Raw genomic sequence first — 15,704 nt, forward strand, 5'->3', positions numbered from 1 at the left:
TCATGTTCTTCACGTAGTCGGCGTGACCTGGGCAGTCAACGTGAGCGTAGTGACGAGTCTCGGTCTCGTACTCTACGTGAGCAGTGTTGATGGTGATACCACGTGCTTTTTCTTCTGGCGCGCTGTCGATCTGCGAGTAATCTTTCGCTTCACCGCCGAATTTCTTCGACAGAATAGTGGTGATCGCTGCAGTCAGAGTGGTTTTACCGTGGTCAACGTGACCGATGGTACCAACGTTTACGTGCGGCTTGGTCCGTGCAAACTTTTCTTTTGCCATTTTGCAAAATTCCTAAAATAAAGAACAAACAGTTGCAAGGTTGGCCGCATGCGGCCAACCTTGCGCGCCAAATTACTTACGTGCAGTCATCACTGCGTCGGCAACGTGCTTAGGAGCTTCAGAGTAGTGCTTGAACTCCATGGAGTAGGTTGCACGACCCTGGGTTGCGGAACGCAGGTCAGTGGAATAACCGAACATCTCGGCCAGCGGAACTTCGGCCTTGATCTTCTTGCCACCCAGACCATCGTCGTCCATACCCTGAACGATACCGCGGCGACGGTTCAGGTCACCCATCACGTCACCCATGTACTCTTCCGGCGTCTCGACTTCCACGGCCATCATCGGCTCGAGGATGCAAGGACCGGCGCGACGCATGGCTTCTTTGAAGGCCATGGAACCGGCCAGTTCAAAGGCGATCTGCGACGAGTCGACATCGTGGTAGGAACCGAAGGTCAGACGTACGGTTACGTCAACCACCGGGAAGCCGGCCAGGATACCGTTGGACAGGGTGTTCTGAATACCCTTGTCAACCGAAGGGATGAATTCGCGAGGAATCACACCACCCTTGATTTCGTCGAAGAACTTGTAGCCCTGGCCTTCGCCGGACGGTTCCAGAGTGATCACGGCGTGACCGTACTGACCCTTACCACCGGACTGCTTGACGTGCTTACCGTCAACATCAGTAACCGTCTTGGTAATGGTTTCACGGTAGGCAACCTGAGGTGCGCCGACGTTGGCTTCAACACCGAATTCACGCTTCATGCGGTCAACCAGAATTTCCAGGTGCAGTTCGCCCATACCGGAAATGATGGTCTGGCCGGATTCTTCGTCGGTACGCACGCGGAACGACGGGTCTTCCTTGGCCAGGCGGTTCAGGGCAACGCCCATCTTCTCCTGGTCAGCCTTGGTTTTTGGCTCAACGGCAACGTGAATCACCGGCTCCGGGAATTCCATGCGCTCCAGGATCAGCGGAGCGTCGATGGCGCACAGGGTTTCACCGGTTGTTACTTCCTTCAGGCCGATACCGGCAGCGATGTCGCCGGCACGAACTTCGGTGATTTCCTTACGGTCGTTAGCGTGCATCTGCACGATACGGCCCATACGCTCTTTCTTGCCCTTGACCGAGTTCAGCACGGTGTCGCCGGAGTTAACCACGCCGGAGTACACACGGAAGAACGTCAGCTGACCAACATACGGGTCGTTCATCAGCTTGAATGCCAGCGCGGAGAACGGCGCGGTGTCGGAAGCTTCGCGAGTGGTCGGAGTACCGTCGTCCAGTTCACCCGGAACCGGAGGTACGTCCAGCGGGCTAGGCAGCAGCTCAACAACCGCGTCCAGCATGCGCTGAACACCCTTGTTCTTGAACGCGGAACCGCACAGCATCGGCTGGATTTCGCAACGCAGGGTACGCTGACGCAGACCGTGAACGATTTCTTCTTCGCTCAGGGTTTCGCCTTCCAGGTACTTGTTCATGGTGTCTTCGTCGACTTCCGCCGCCGCTTCAACCATCTTCTCGCGCCACTCTTCAGCAACGGAAACCAGATCTGCCGGGATGTCGCCGTATTCGAACTTCATACCCTGGGAAGCTTCGTCCCAGATGATGGCTTTCATCTTCAGCAGGTCAACCACACCGGTGAAGCCTTCTTCGGCACCGATAGGCACCACGATAGGCACCGGATTGCCGCGCAGACGGGTTTTCACCTGTTCTACGGCACGGAAGAAGTTGGCACCCTGACGGTCCATCTTGTTCACGAAGGCAATGCGTGGCACTTTGTACTTGTTGGCCTGGCGCCATACAGTCTCGGACTGAGGCTGTACGCCACCCACGGCGCAGTAAACCATTACCGCACCGTCCAGCACACGCATGGAACGCTCTACCTCAATGGTAAAGTCCACGTGACCCGGGGTGTCGATGATGTTGAAGTGGTGCTCGGGGAACTGGAGAGCCATGCCTTTCCAGTAGGTGGTAGTCGCAGCCGAGGTAATGGTGATACCGCGCTCCTGCTCCTGCTCCATCCAGTCCATGGTGGCCGCGCCATCATGCACTTCACCGATTTTGTGGTTCACACCGGTATAGAACAGAATACGTTCTGTAGTGGTGGTCTTACCCGCATCAATATGCGCCGAGATACCGATGTTACGGTACCGTTCAATAGGAGTTTTTCTAGCCACGGCCAGAATCCTTTCGCAGGATGAGTATTAGAAGCGGAAGTGGGAGAATGCTTTGTTGGCTTCAGCCATACGATGCACTTCATCGCGCTTCTTCATGGCGCCGCCGCGGCCTTCAGCCGCATCCATCAGTTCGCCGGCCAGACGCAGATCCATGGACTTTTCGCCACGCTTGCGTGCGGCATCGCGCAGCCAGCGCATTGCCAGGGCCATACGGCGGGATGGACGTACTTCAACAGGAACTTGATAGTTTGCACCACCAACGCGACGGCTCTTAACTTCAACAACCGGCTTGGCGTTAGTCAGTGCAGTATTGAATACTTCAAGAGCGTTCTTGCCGCTCTTCTTCTCGATTTGCTCGAGGGCGCCGTAGATGATGCGTTCGGCAACAGACTTCTTGCCGTCGATCATCACAACGTTCATGAACTTGGACAGATCCTGGCTACCAAACTTCGGATCCGGCAGGACATCACGTTTCGGGACTTCTCTGCGTCTTGGCATTTCAATTCCTTCAATCTATTCAGTTGAGCTTCATGCTCGCGACTACTCAATGGAGCAGCCACTTACTCGACAGCAAATGCTGCCGCTGACGACCCAAGTAACAATTACTTAGGACGCTTGGCACCGTACTTGGAACGAGCCTGCTTACGGTCTTTAACGCCAGCAGTATCCAGGGAGCCGCGAACGGTGTGGTAACGCACACCTGGCAAGTCTTTTACACGACCGCCACGGATCAGCACGACCGAGTGTTCCTGCAGGTTGTGGCCTTCACCGCCGATGTACGAAATCACTTCGAAACCGTTGGTCAGACGAACCTTGCACACTTTACGCAGAGCGGAGTTCGGCTTCTTAGGGGTAGTGGTGTAAACACGGGTGCATACGCCACGTTTCTGCGGGCAGGCCTCCAGTGCTGGCACCTTGCTCTTCGAAACAACCGGGGCACGGCCTTTACGAACGAGTTGGTTAATGGTTGGCATTACTATCAGTTCCTAATTGAATCTTTCGGCGGCACCATACCACCGAGAAGATCGTGGATTATATTTTGGTCAACTGCCAGCGTCAATAAAATAACGCTGCACACCCAATGTTAACCATTGAATGTGCAGCGTTTTTTGCAAAACCGGCTGATTACAGCTGGTTGTCGCTAACTTCGATCTCGGATTCCAGCGCCGACGATTCGGTCGTCGCGTCACCGTTCTCGCTCAGGCGACGACGGTTGCGATGGTAGGCGAGACCGGTACCGGCCGGGATCAGGCGACCAACGATCACGTTTTCCTTCAGGCCGCGCAGGTCGTCCTTCTTGCCCATGATCGCCGCTTCGGTCAGCACGCGGGTGGTTTCCTGGAACGAGGCCGCGGAGATGAAGGAGTCCGTCGACAGCGACGCCTTGGTGATACCCAGCAGTACGTTGTCGTACTGGGCCGGCATCTTGCCATCGGCAATCATCTGGTCGTTGGTTTCCAGCACTTCGGCACGTTCAACCTGCTCACCGATGATGAAATCGGTATCGCCGTTGTCGGTGATGATCACGCGACGCAGCATCTGGCGAACGATCACCTCGATGTGCTTGTCGTTAATCTTCACGCCCTGCAGACGGTAAACTTCCTGCACTTCCTGGCTGATGTAGCGCGCCAGTGCCTCGATACCCTGCAGACGCAGGATGTCGTGCGGATCCACCGGACCGTCGACAATCACTTCACCTCGGTTCACGACTTGACCGTCGTGCACCAGCACGTGCTTGTCTTTCGGAATCAGGCTTTCGTGCGCGTAGCCGTCCAGATCGGTGATGATCAGGCGCTGCTTGCCCTTGGTGTCCTTGCCGAAGGAAACGGTACCGGTCACCTCGGCCAGCATGCCGGCATCTTTCGGCGAACGGGCTTCGAACAGTTCGGCCACACGCGGCAGACCACCGGTAATGTCACGGGTCTTGGACGATTCCTGCGGAATACGTGCCAGCACTTCACCCTTGCCCACTTCCTGACCGTCACGCACGGTAATGATCGCGCCGACCTGGAAGGTGATCGATACAGAAGCATCGGAACCGGCCAGCTTCACTTCGTTGCCGTTGTCGTCCAGCAGTTTCACCAGCGGACGCAGCATCTTCGACTGCGCGGTGGCGCGACGCTTGGAGTCGATCACCACCAGCGTCGACAGGCCGGTGACTTCGTCGGTCTGCTTGGCAACGGTGGCGCCCTCTTCCACGTTCTCGAACTTCACGCGACCGGCGTACTCGGTGATGATCGGACGGGTATGCGGATCCCAGGTCGCCAGTACCGCACCGGCCTTGATGGTCAGACCGTCGGTCACCATCAGGGTCGCGCCGTACGGCACCTTGTGACGTTCGCGCTCGCGGCCAACGTCGTCGTGGATCACCACTTCGCCGGAACGAGTGATCACGATCAGCTCGCCCTTGCTGTTGGCCACGTAACGCATCTGGCTGTTGAAGCGCACGGTACCGTTGGACTTACCTTCTACCTGGCTGGCAGCAGCATTTCGCGATGCCGCACCACCGATGTGGAAGGTACGCATGGTCAGCTGGGTACCCGGCTCACCGATCGACTGGGCGGCGATCACGCCGACCGCTTCACCGGCGTTGACGCGCTTGCCGCGCGCCAGGTCGCGACCGTAGCACTGTGCGCACAGGCCGTAGCGGGTGTCGCAAGTGATGGCGGTACGGACCTTGACTTCGTCGATGCCGAGGCTGTCGATCAATTCGATCAGGCTTTCGTCCAGCAGGGTGCCGGCTTCGATCACGGTCTCGTTGCTGGACGGATCCACCACGTCGGTAGCCGTCACACGACCCAGGATACGGTCACGCAGCGGTTCGATCACGTCACCGCCCTGCACCACGGCCTTCATCGCGAAACCGTTGCTGGTGCCGCAATCGTCCTCGATCACCACCAGATCCTGGGTCACGTCGACCAGACGACGGGTCAGGTAACCGGAGTTCGCGGTCTTCAGTGCGGTATCGGCCAGACCCTTACGGGCACCGTGCGTCGAAATGAAGTACTGCAGAACTGTCAGGCCTTCGCGGAAGTTGGCGGTAATCGGCGTTTCGATAATCGAACCGTCCGGCTTCGCCATCAGGCCACGCATACCGGCCAGCTGCTTGATCTGTGCCGCGGAACCACGGGCACCGGAGTCGGCCATCATGTAAATCGAGTTGAACGATTCCTGATCGACTTCCTTGCCTTCGCGGTCGATCACTTTCTGCGTGGACAGACCGTCCATCATCGCCTTGGCGATCTTGTCGCCGGTGCGACCCCAGATATCGACCACCTTGTTGTAGCGTTCGCCCTGGGTCACCAGACCCTGGCGATACTGCTCTTCGATCTCTTTGACTTCCTTGTTGGCTTCGCCCAACAGTTCGGTCTTCTTCACCGGGATCAGCATGTCGTCGACGCAAATCGAGATGCCGCCACGGGTGGAGTAGGCAAAACCGGTGTACATCAGCTGGTCGGCGAAGATCACGGTGTCGCGGATGCCGCAACGACGGAAGGAGCCGTTGATCAGGCGCGAGATTTCCTTCTTCTTCAGCGCCTTGTTGATGTACTCGAACGGCAGGCCCTTAGGCAGGATTTCCGACAGGATGGCGCGGCCAACGGTGGTGTCGTAGCGCTTGATCACCGGCTGGAACTCGCCCTGCTCGTCCTTGACCCACTCCTTCAGACGCACGGTGATACGGGTCGCCAGCTCAACCTGACGCGTCTCGTAGGCACGGTGCACTTCGGAGGTGTCGGCGAACACCATGCCTTCGCCCTTGCCGTTGATCTTGTCGCGGGTCATGTAGTACAGACCCAGCACGATATCCTGCGACGGTACGATGATAGGCTCGCCGTTGGCAGGCGACAGCACGTTGTTGGTGGCCAGCATCAGGGTGCGGGCTTCCATCTGCGCTTCCAGCGACAGCGGCACGTGAACGGCCATCTGGTCACCGTCGAAGTCGGCGTTGAATGCCGCGCAGACCAGCGGGTGCAGCTGGATGGCCTTGCCTTCGATCAGCAGCGGTTCGAAGGCCTGGATACCCAGACGGTGCAGCGTCGGCGCACGGTTCAGCAGCACCGGATGCTCGCGGATCACGTCTTCCAGGATGTCCCACACTTCCGGCACTTCCTGCTCGACCAGTTTCTTGGCCGCCTTGATGGTGGAGGCCAGGCCCAGCACTTCCAGCTTGTGGAAGATGAACGGCTTGAACAGCTCCAGCGCCATTTTCTTCGGCAGACCGCACTGGTGCAGACGCAGGGTCGGGCCCACGGTAATCACGGAACGACCGGAGTAGTCCACGCGCTTACCCAGCAGGTTCTGACGGAAACGACCGCCCTTGCCCTTGATCATGTCGGCCAGCGACTTCAGCGGACGCTTGTTGGCGCCGGTCATCGCCTTGCCGCGACGGCCGTTGTCCAGCAGCGAGTCAACCGACTCCTGCAGCATGCGCTTCTCGTTGCGCACGATGATGTCCGGCGCGCGCAGTTCCAGCAGGCGCTTCAGGCGGTTGTTACGGTTGATGACGCGACGGTACAGGTCGTTCAGGTCGGAGGTCGCGAAGCGGCCACCGTCCAGCGGTACCAGCGGACGCAGCTCCGGCGGCAGCACCGGCAGCACTTCCATGATCATCCATTCCGGCTTCATGCCGGAACGCTGGAACGCCTCCAGCACCTTCAGGCGCTTGGCGATCTTCTTGATCTTGGTGTCGGACGAGGTCGACGACAGTTCGTTGCGCAGGGTTTCGACTTCGGAAGTCAGGTCCAGACGCTTGAGCAGCTCGCGTACCGCTTCGGCCCCCATCAGCGCCACGAACTCTTCGCCGTACTCGTCCAGCTTGTCGAGGTAGTCTTCCTCGCTCAGCAGCTGACGTGGCTGCAGGCTGGTCAGACCAGGCTCGGTCACCACGAAGGCTTCGAAATACAGCACGCGTTCGATGTCGCGCAGGGTCATGTCCAGCACCATGCCCAGACGGGACGGCAGCGACTTCAGGAACCAGATATGCGCAACCGGCGACGCCAGTTCGATGTGGCCCATGCGCTCGCGACGAACCTTGGACAGGGTGACTTCAACGCCACACTTCTCGCAGATCACGCCGCGATGCTTCAGGCGCTTGTACTTGCCGCACAGGCACTCGTAATCCTTTACCGGCCCGAAAATACGGGCGCAGAACAGGCCATCACGCTCCGGTTTGAATGTCCGGTAGTTGATGGTTTCCGGTTTCTTGACTTCACCGAACGACCAGGAACGGATCTTGTCCGGGGAGGCGATGCCGATCTTAATCGCATCAAACTCTTCTTCTTGCGTAACTTGCTTAAAGAGATCGAGCAGAGCTTTCATTGCGTCTCCATTCAGGAGGAGCCTGCGGCCAACGTTGGCCGCAGGCAACCTTGCCTAATTAATAACGTTCCAGGTCGATATCCAGGCCCAGCGAGCGGATTTCTTTAACGAGTACGTTAAAGGATTCCGGCATGCCGGCGTCGATCTTGTGTTCGCCCTTGACGATGTTTTCGTAAATCTTGGTACGGCCGGTGACATCGTCCGACTTCACGGTCAGCATTTCCTGCAGCGTGTAAGCCGCGCCGTAGGCTTCCAGCGCCCAGACTTCCATCTCACCGAAACGCTGGCCACCGAACTGCGCCTTACCACCCAGCGGCTGCTGGGTCACCAGCGAGTACGGGCCGGTGGAACGGGCGTGCATCTTGTCGTCAACCAGGTGATGCAGCTTCAGGTAGTGCATCACGCCGACGGTCACGCGGCGGTCGAAGGCTTCGCCGGAGCGGCCGTCGAACAGCGTCATCTGCGTCTTGCTGCCGTTGAAGCCCAGTTGCGCGGTGTGCTCGTCTTCATCCGGGTACGCCAGCTGCAACATGTGCATGATTTCGGATTCTTTGGCACCGTCAAACACCGGCGTCGCAAACGGCATGCCCTTGCGCAGGTTCTGCGCCAGGGTCAGGATTTCGTCATCCGACATCTCCGCCAGCGATTCCTGCTTGCCGGTATCGTTGTAGATGCGCTCCAGGTAGGCGCGCAGCTCGCCGATGCCCTGCTGCTGCTTCAGCATGCGGTCGATGCGCTCGCCGATACCCTTGGCGGCCCAACCCAGGTGCACTTCCAGAATCTGACCGATGTTCATACGCGACGGAACGCCCAGCGGGTTCAGCACGATGTCGACCGGACGACCGTCGGCCATGTACGGCATGTCTTCCACCGGCAGGATGCGCGACACCACACCCTTGTTACCGTGACGACCGGCCATCTTGTCACCCGCCTGCAGGCGGCGCTTCACCGCGATGTAGACCTTGACCATCTTCTGCACGCCCGGCGGCAGTTCGTCGCCCTGGGTCAGCTTGCGCTTCTTGTCTTCGAACTTGAGGTCGAATTCTTCACGCTTCTGCGCCAGGCTTTCCTTGATCAGTTCCAGCTGCTTGGCGATGTCCTCATCGGCCATGCGGATGTCGAACCACTCGTGCTTGGACGGCAGGCCGTCCAGGTAGGCGACGTCAATCTCGGTACCCTTGGCCAGACGCTTCGGACCGCCGTTGGCGACCTTGCCCAGGATCAGGCGTTCGATACGGCTGAAGGCGTCGTTTTCGAAGATGCGCAGCTGGTCGTTCAGGTCCAGGCGATAGCGCTTCAGTTCGGCATCGATGATGGACTGGGCACGCTTGTCGCGCTCGATACCCTCGCGGGTGAACACCTGCACGTCGATCACGGTACCCACCATGCCGGTCGGTACGCGCAGCGAGGTGTCCTTCACGTCGGACGCTTTTTCACCGAAGATGGCGCGCAGCAGCTTCTCTTCCGGCGTCAGCTGGGTTTCACCCTTAGGCGTCACCTTGCCGACCAGCACGTCACCGGCGGTCACTTCGGCGCCGATGTAGACGATGCCGGAGTCGTCGAGGCGGTTGGACATGCGCTCGGACAGGTTCGGGATGTCGCGGGAGATTTCTTCCGGCCCCAGCTTGGTGTCACGGGCAACAACCGACAGCTCTTCGATGTGGATCGAGGTGTAGCGGTCGTCGGCCACCACCTTCTCCGAGATCAGGATCGAGTCCTCGAAGTTGTAGCCGTTCCACGGCATGAAGGCGATGGTCATGTTCTGACCCAGCGCCAGCTCGCCCATGTCGGTCGAGGCACCGTCCGCCACCACGTCACCGCGGGCGATGTGATCACCAACGCTCACTACCGGGCGCTGGTTGATGTTGGTGTTCTGGTTGGAACGGGTGAACTTGGTCAGGTTGTAGATATCGACACCGACTTCGCCGGCCAGCGCTTCCTCGTCGTTGACACGCACCACGACACGGGTCGCGTCGACATAGTCAACCACGCCGCCACGACGCGCCACCACGGTGGTACCGGAGTCGGTCGCTACCGCACGTTCGATACCGGTACCGACGAAGGATTTTTCCGGACGCAGGCAAGGTACCGCCTGACGTTGCATGTTGGCACCCATCAAGGCACGGTTCGCGTCGTCGTGTTCCAGGAACGGAATCAGCGAGGCCGCCACCGACACCACCTGACCGGTAGCCACGTCCATGTACTGCACGCGATCCGGGGTCGACAGGATGGTTTCGCCTTTTTCACGGCAGGTCACCAGCTCGTCGACCAGGCTACCGTCTTCCGCCAGCTCGGCGTTGGCCTGGGCGATGATGTAGCGGCCTTCTTCGATTGCCGACAGGTAGTCGATCTCGTTGGTCACCTTGCCGTCGATCACCTTACGGTACGGCGTTTCCAGGAAACCGTATTCGTTGGTGCGGGCATACACCGACAGCGAGTTGATCAGACCGATGTTCGGACCTTCCGGCGTTTCGATCGGGCACACGCGACCGTAGTGGGTCGGGTGTACGTCTCGCACTTCGAAGCCGGCGCGCTCGCGGGTCAGACCGCCCGGGCCCAGGGCCGATACACGGCGCTTGTGGGTCACTTCGGACAGCGGGTTGGTCTGGTCCATGAACTGCGACAGCTGGCTGGAGCCGAAGAATTCCTTGATCGCGGCCGATACCGGCTTGGCGTTGATCAGGTCGTGCGGCATCAGGTTGTCGGATTCCGCCTGATTCAGGCGTTCCTTCACCGCGCGCTCGACACGCACCAGACCGGCACGGAACTGGTTCTCGGCCAGTTCGCCGACGGAACGCACACGACGGTTACCCAGGTGATCGATATCGTCCACTTCGCCACGGCCGTTACGCAGCTCGACCAGGATGGCGATCACGGACACGATGTCCTCGGTCGACAGCACGCCGTCCATCACGTCGCGGCGGTGAGCGAAGGTCTCGGACAGCATGGTCTTGAACCACTCCGGCGACTTGTCGTCCAGCTTGTACTGGTAGGTGCGGGTGTTGAACTTCATGCGGCCAACACGGGACAGGTCGTAGCTGTCCTCGTTGAAGAACAGGCGCTGGAACAGTTGCTCGACAGCGTCTTCCGTTGGCGGCTCGCCCGGGCGCATCATGCGGTAGATCGCCACGCGGGCCTGCAGCTGGTCGGCGATGTCGTCGCCGCGCAGGGTGTGCGCGATGTAACCGCCGTGGTCCAGGTCGTTGATGAACAGCACGTCGACTTCGGCCACGTCATGGATGTCCATCTTGGCCAGCAGGTCGTCGGTGATTTCCTCGTTGGCACGCGCGATCACTTCGCCGGTTTCCGGGGCGATCACGTTGCGCGCCAGGATCTTGCCGACCAGCACGTCGAACGGTACTTCGATACGGTCAAGGTTGGCCGCAGCGATGTCACGGATGTGCTTGGCGGTGATGCGCTTGTCCTTGGCGACGATCAGCTTGCCGTCTTCGCCAACGATGTCCAGCTTGGCCACTTCCCCCTTCAGGCGGTCGGCGACCACTTTCTGGAACACGCCGTTCTTGGTCAGGTAGAACGTGTCGCAGCTGTAGAATTCGGACAGGATGCGCTCACTGGTGTAACCCAGGGCCTTGAGCAGGATCGATACCGGCATCTTGCGACGACGGTCGATACGGAAGAACAGCTGGTCCTTGGCGTCGAACTCGAAGTCCAGCCAGGAGCCGCGGTAAGGAATCACGCGGGCGGAGAACAGCAGCTTGCCGGAGGAATGGGTCTTGCCGCGATCATGCTCGAAGAACACGCCTGGTGAACGGTGCAGCTGCGAAACGATGACGCGCTCGGTACCGTTGATGATGAACGAGCCGTTCGAGGTCATCAGCGGGATTTCACCCATGTAGACTTCGTTCTCGCGTACTTCCTTCACCACCGGCTTGGAAGACTCGCGATCGAGAATGGTCAAACGGATTCGTGCACGCAGAGGCGAAGCGAAGGTAATGCCGCGCAGCTGACATTCCTGAACGTCAAACGGTGGCTCACCCAGGACATAGTGTACAAAGTCGAGGCGGGCAAAACCGTTGTGACTTACGATCGGGAAAATCGACTTGAATGCAGCCTGCAGGCCCGCATCCTTACGCTGATCGTACGGCACACCCAACTGGAGGAACTCAGTGTACGAATCAATCTGCGTTGCCAACAGGAATGGGACGTCGAGAACGGTTTGACGCTTCGCAAAGCTTTTACGAATACGTTTTTTCTCAGTAAACGAATAACTCATAGAGTCTCCATTGTGGGGGGTGGCGCAAGAAACCAAACGTCAGCAGCCACAAAACTTGAATGCTGACCTTTAGCGACTTGTTAGAGCATTACAAGCGCAACAAGGCTGGCGGATTTCTCCACCAGCCTCACTAATCTTCCCTAGGGAAGATTATTTTACTTCAGCCTTGGCACCAGCTTCGATCAGCTGTTTAGCGATGTCGTCGGCTTCAGCCTTGGAAACGCCTTCTTTAACAGCCTTAGGAGCGCCGTCTACCAGGTCTTTGGCTTCTTTCAGGCCCAGACCGGTGATCGCACGAACAACCTTGATCACGTTAACCTTGCTTTCGCCAGCGGAAGCCAGGATCACGTCGAATTCGGTTTTCTCTTCAGCAGCAGCAGCGCCAGCGCCGGCAGGGCCAGCAACAGCAACGGCAGCAGCGGAAACACCGAACTTCTCTTCGAACGCCTTAACCAGGTCGTTCAGTTCCATAACAGTCAGACCAGCAACTGCGTCGAGGATATCTTCTTTGGTGATAGCCATTTGTAAAACTCCTGAATACGGTATGAATCGAATAAATTAAGCGGCTTCGGACTGCTTCTGCTCGGCCAGAGCGGCCAGAGCGCGAGCAAAACCGGATACCGGAGCCTGCATAACGTAGAGCAGCTTGGACAGCAGCTCTTCGCGGCCCGGGATAGAAGCCAGTTCGGCTACTTCGGCAGCGTTCAACACTTTGCCGTTGTAGGAACCTGCCTTGATGACAATCTTGTTGTCTTCTTTGGCAAATTGGTGCAGCACCTTGGCAGCAGCTACCGGATCAGCAGATACACCGTAAACCAGCGGGCCAACCATTTGGTCAGCCAGTGCTTCGAACGATGTACCGGCAACGGCGCGACGAACCAGAGTGTTCTTCAGAACACGCAGGTAAACGCCGTTCTCACGCGCCTTGGCGCGGAGTTTGGTCATGCTGCTAACCTCGATGCCCCGATATTCAGCGATAACGAGAGTCTGGGCATCTGCCAGTTGGGCAGATACTTCAGCTACAACCGCCTTTTTATCTTCAATATTGAGACTCAAGGTCCACCTCCTAGACTGAAATGAAGCAGGATATTCTGCTTCGCTTTGCAGCGGCGACCTAATCAGGAGACATAACAAACGGATGGTGCTCATGGGCGGAATTGAACCGCCGACCTCTCCCTTACCAAGGGAGTGCTCTACCCCTGAGCTACATGAGCCAAATACGTTGAAAGCCTTCTAAGGGTTCACCATCTGCGTAGGCTACTCTTCCGAGCATTAAGTCACACGACACCTACGGTCTTTGACAATCTGGCAGGCAAAGCCTGCCAGCCCAAAGCCATTGTGAAACTGCTAGACCAGCGAATTAAACGCCAGTGGTTGCAGTATCAACGCGCACACCAACACCCATGGTGCTGGATACGGCAATTTTCTTCAGGTATACGCCTTTGGATGCAGCTGGCTTGGCTTTAACCAGAGCGTCAACCAGAGCAACAAAGTTCTCGCGCAGGGCTTCCACTTCGAACGAAGCACGACCCAGAGTGGCGTGAATGATACCAGCCTTGTCGGTACGGTACTGAACCTGACCGGCCTTGGCGTTCTTCACGGCTTCGGCAACGTTAGGGGTAACGGTACCAACTTTCGGGTTAGGCATCAGACCACGTGGGCCCAGGATCTGACCCAGTTGACCGACAACGCGCATTGCATCCGGGGAAGCAATCACGACGTCGAAGTCCAGGTTACCGGCCTTGACCTGTTCAGCCAGATCGTCGAAACCAACCACTTCCGCACCGGCAGCCTTGGCGGCTTCGGCGTTTGCACCCTGTGCGAACACGGCAACGCGTACCGACTTGCCGGTACCGCGTGGCAACACGACCGAACCACGCACAACCTGGTCGGATTTACGTGGGTCCACACCCAGATTCACAGCAACGTCGATGGACTCATCGAACTTTGCAGTCGCAGCACCCTTAACCAGAGCGATGGCTTCTTCAACGGCGTACAGCTTGTTACGATCAACCTGAGCCTTCAGGGCTTGAACGCGCTTGGACAGTTTTGCCATGTTACACACCCTCCACTTCCAGACCCATGGAGCGGGCGGAACCAGCAATCGTACGAACGGCAGCGTCAAGGTCAGCGGCAGTCAGGTCTGGCTGCTTGGCTTTGGCGATGTCTTCCAGTTGTGCGCGAGTCACTTTACCGACTTTGTCGGCGTGAGCCTTGGCGCTACCCTTCTGGATACCAGCTGCTTTTTTCAGCAGGATGGTAGCAGGAGGCGTCTTCATCACGAAGGTGAAGGACTTGTCTGCATAAGCAGTGATCACCACCGGAATCGGCAGACCTGGCTCGACGCCTTGAGTCTGGGCGTTGAACGCCTTGCAGAATTCCATGATGTTCAGACCGCGCTGACCCAGCGCAGGACCGATAGGAGGCGATGGGTTGGCTTTACCAGCTGGCACTTGCAGCTTGATGTAGCCGATGATTTTCTTTGCCACGATGTAGACTCCGTGTATGGGTTAAGCGCGGATCAACCGCTCCCCAAGTGAAAGGAGCAAGATTATACCTGCCCCACAAAAAAACAACAACTTAAAGTTTTTCGACCTGGCTGAACTCAAGCTCAACCGGGGTATCACGACCGAAAATCTGCACCGAAACGCGCAGCTTGTTACGCTCGTAATTGACCTCATCGACCGTGCCGTTGAAGTCATTGAACGGACCTTCGTTGACGCGAACGCGCTCACCCACCTCGAACAGCACCTTAGGCTTGGGCTTCTCCACCCCTTCCTGCATCTGCTGCATGATGGACTCGACCTCTTTCACCGAGATCGGCGCCGGGCGGTTGGCGGTACCGCCCACAAAACCAGTCACCTTGGGCGTACTCTTCACCAGGTGCCAAGTCTCATCGGTCATTTCCATCTCGACCAGCACATAGCCAGGGAAAAACTTGCGCTCAGTAATGGAGCGGCGACCATTCTTGATGTCGACCACTTCCTCAACCGGCACCAGCACCTGGCCGAACAAATCCTGCAAGCCGTCGCGCTCAATGCGCTCACGCAGCGCCTTTTGCACACTCTTCTCGAAACCGGAGTACGCGTGCACGACATACCAACGCTTTGCCATGATTAACCTCTATTAAGCAATACGTCGTAGAACAGCCACGACAGGGAGGAATCGACCAGCCACATGAACAAGGACAGCACCAGCACGAAGACGAAAACCATCAACGTCATCTGGGTCGCCTCTTTTCTTGTCGGCCACACCACCTTTTTAGCTTCGATCAGCGACTCTTGCGCATAAAGCACAAACTGCTTGCCCGGCGTTGACAACCAGACCACACCGGCCGCAATCGCAATCGAGACGACAAAAAGCAGCGCGCGCAGCACACCCTGGTCTGCCGGCAACAGGTAGAAACCAACCACCCCCGCCACCAACACCAGAATTGCCGCAACCAGCTTCAGCCTATCTTGCATTTCCATCTGTCGTTTCCACCATTTACATGCGTCAAAAAGACTAACCGGCGCATATGCGCCGGTTAGTCTTAATTGGCAGGCCAGGAGGGTCTCGAACCCCCAACCCTCGGTTTTGGAGACCGATACTCTACCAATTGAGCTACTGGCCTAAAACCTATTTATCAGGCGATGATTTTTGCAACAACGCCAGCACCAACGGTGCGACCACCTTCACGGATGGCGAAACGCAGACCTTCTT

At 57.9% G+C, this 15,704-nt stretch carries 13 protein-coding genes and 2 tRNA genes; all 15 read right to left on the reverse strand.

Features of this window, described 5'->3' with window-relative positions:
* Positions 1–277 (reverse strand): GTP-binding protein (locus tag IE100_RS16105; protein WP_229800408.1); only part of this gene is annotated, 277 nt, incomplete at its 3' end.
* A 72-nt stretch (positions 278–349) separates the two neighbouring features.
* The gene (gene fusA / locus IE100_RS16110) at positions 350–2,449 is read right to left on the reverse strand and encodes an elongation factor G (RefSeq protein WP_189375615.1); all 2,100 of its coding nucleotides are present in this window, start codon (positions 2,447–2,449) and stop codon (positions 350–352) included.
* Positions 2,450–2,476: 27 nt separating this feature from the next.
* Positions 2,477–2,947, reverse strand: a complete 471-nt coding sequence (rpsG, locus tag IE100_RS16115; RefSeq protein WP_047968368.1) for a 30S ribosomal protein S7 — start codon at positions 2,945–2,947, stop codon at positions 2,477–2,479.
* Between the two features lie 104 nt (positions 2,948–3,051).
* Entirely contained in the window at positions 3,052–3,423 is a 372-nt protein-coding gene (gene rpsL, locus IE100_RS16120; protein WP_047968369.1) for a 30S ribosomal protein S12, read from the reverse strand.
* A 151-nt stretch (positions 3,424–3,574) separates the two neighbouring features.
* Positions 3,575–7,768: a DNA-directed RNA polymerase subunit beta' gene (gene rpoC / locus IE100_RS16125; protein WP_189375617.1), complete on the reverse strand. Its 4,194-nt coding sequence runs from the start codon at positions 7,766–7,768 to the stop codon at positions 3,575–3,577.
* A 58-nt stretch (positions 7,769–7,826) separates the two neighbouring features.
* Positions 7,827–12,002, reverse strand: coding sequence for a DNA-directed RNA polymerase subunit beta (gene rpoB / locus IE100_RS16130; RefSeq protein ID WP_189375618.1), 4,176 nt, complete (start codon positions 12,000–12,002; stop codon positions 7,827–7,829).
* A gap of 150 nt (positions 12,003–12,152) precedes the next feature.
* The gene (gene rplL / locus IE100_RS16135) at positions 12,153–12,524 is read right to left on the reverse strand and encodes a 50S ribosomal protein L7/L12 (RefSeq protein WP_189375619.1); all 372 of its coding nucleotides are present in this window, start codon (positions 12,522–12,524) and stop codon (positions 12,153–12,155) included.
* Between the two features lie 36 nt (positions 12,525–12,560).
* The gene (rplJ, locus tag IE100_RS16140) at positions 12,561–13,058 is read right to left on the reverse strand and encodes a 50S ribosomal protein L10 (RefSeq protein ID WP_189375620.1); all 498 of its coding nucleotides are present in this window, start codon (positions 13,056–13,058) and stop codon (positions 12,561–12,563) included.
* A gap of 83 nt (positions 13,059–13,141) precedes the next feature.
* A tRNA-Thr gene (locus IE100_RS16145) sits at positions 13,142–13,216 on the reverse strand.
* Positions 13,217–13,362: 146 nt separating this feature from the next.
* A complete protein-coding gene (gene rplA, locus IE100_RS16150) occupies positions 13,363–14,058 on the reverse strand; it encodes a 50S ribosomal protein L1 (protein ID WP_189375621.1) in 696 nt (231 codons plus the stop codon).
* Position 14,059: 1 nt separating this feature from the next.
* A complete protein-coding gene (gene rplK, locus IE100_RS16155) occupies positions 14,060–14,491 on the reverse strand; it encodes a 50S ribosomal protein L11 (protein ID WP_047968375.1) in 432 nt (143 codons plus the stop codon).
* A 91-nt stretch (positions 14,492–14,582) separates the two neighbouring features.
* Positions 14,583–15,116 carry a transcription termination/antitermination protein NusG gene (gene nusG / locus IE100_RS16160; protein WP_189375622.1) on the reverse strand — a complete coding sequence of 178 codons (534 nt, stop codon included), beginning with the start codon at positions 15,114–15,116 and terminating at the stop codon, positions 14,583–14,585.
* A gap of 2 nt (positions 15,117–15,118) precedes the next feature.
* Complete coding sequence (secE, locus tag IE100_RS16165) at positions 15,119–15,472, reverse strand: preprotein translocase subunit SecE (protein WP_189375623.1); 354 nt, start codon at positions 15,470–15,472, stop codon at positions 15,119–15,121.
* Positions 15,473–15,539: 67 nt separating this feature from the next.
* A tRNA-Trp gene (locus IE100_RS16170) sits at positions 15,540–15,615 on the reverse strand.
* Positions 15,616–15,627: 12 nt separating this feature from the next.
* A partial coding sequence (locus tag IE100_RS16175; RefSeq protein WP_198556962.1) for an EF-Tu C-terminal domain-related protein occupies positions 15,628–15,704 on the reverse strand: 77 nt, incomplete at its 5' end.

The organism is Vogesella alkaliphila (assembly GCF_014652475.1).
GTDB classification, from domain to species: domain Bacteria; phylum Pseudomonadota; class Gammaproteobacteria; order Burkholderiales; family Chromobacteriaceae; genus Vogesella; species Vogesella alkaliphila.

What these genes read in the sequence shown, in the direction of transcription:
- rpsG (WP_047968368.1), bottom strand. Translation starts at nt 2,947, where the DNA reads ATGCCAAGACGCAGAGAAGTCCCGAAACGTGATGTCCTGCCGGATCCG.
- rpsL (WP_047968369.1), bottom strand. Translation starts at nt 3,423, where the DNA reads ATGCCAACCATTAACCAACTCGTTCGTAAAGGCCGTGCCCCGGTTGTT.
- rpoC (WP_189375617.1), bottom strand. Translation starts at nt 7,768, where the DNA reads ATGAAAGCTCTGCTCGATCTCTTTAAGCAAGTTACGCAAGAAGAAGAG.
- rpoB (WP_189375618.1), bottom strand. Translation starts at nt 12,002, where the DNA reads ATGAGTTATTCGTTTACTGAGAAAAAACGTATTCGTAAAAGCTTTGCG.
- rplL (WP_189375619.1), bottom strand. Translation starts at nt 12,524, where the DNA reads ATGGCTATCACCAAAGAAGATATCCTCGACGCAGTTGCTGGTCTGACT.
- rplA (WP_189375621.1), bottom strand. Translation starts at nt 14,058, where the DNA reads ATGGCAAAACTGTCCAAGCGCGTTCAAGCCCTGAAGGCTCAGGTTGAT.
- nusG (WP_189375622.1), bottom strand. Translation starts at nt 15,116, where the DNA reads ATGGCAAAGCGTTGGTATGTCGTGCACGCGTACTCCGGTTTCGAGAAG.
- secE (WP_189375623.1), bottom strand. Translation starts at nt 15,472, where the DNA reads ATGGAAATGCAAGATAGGCTGAAGCTGGTTGCGGCAATTCTGGTGTTG.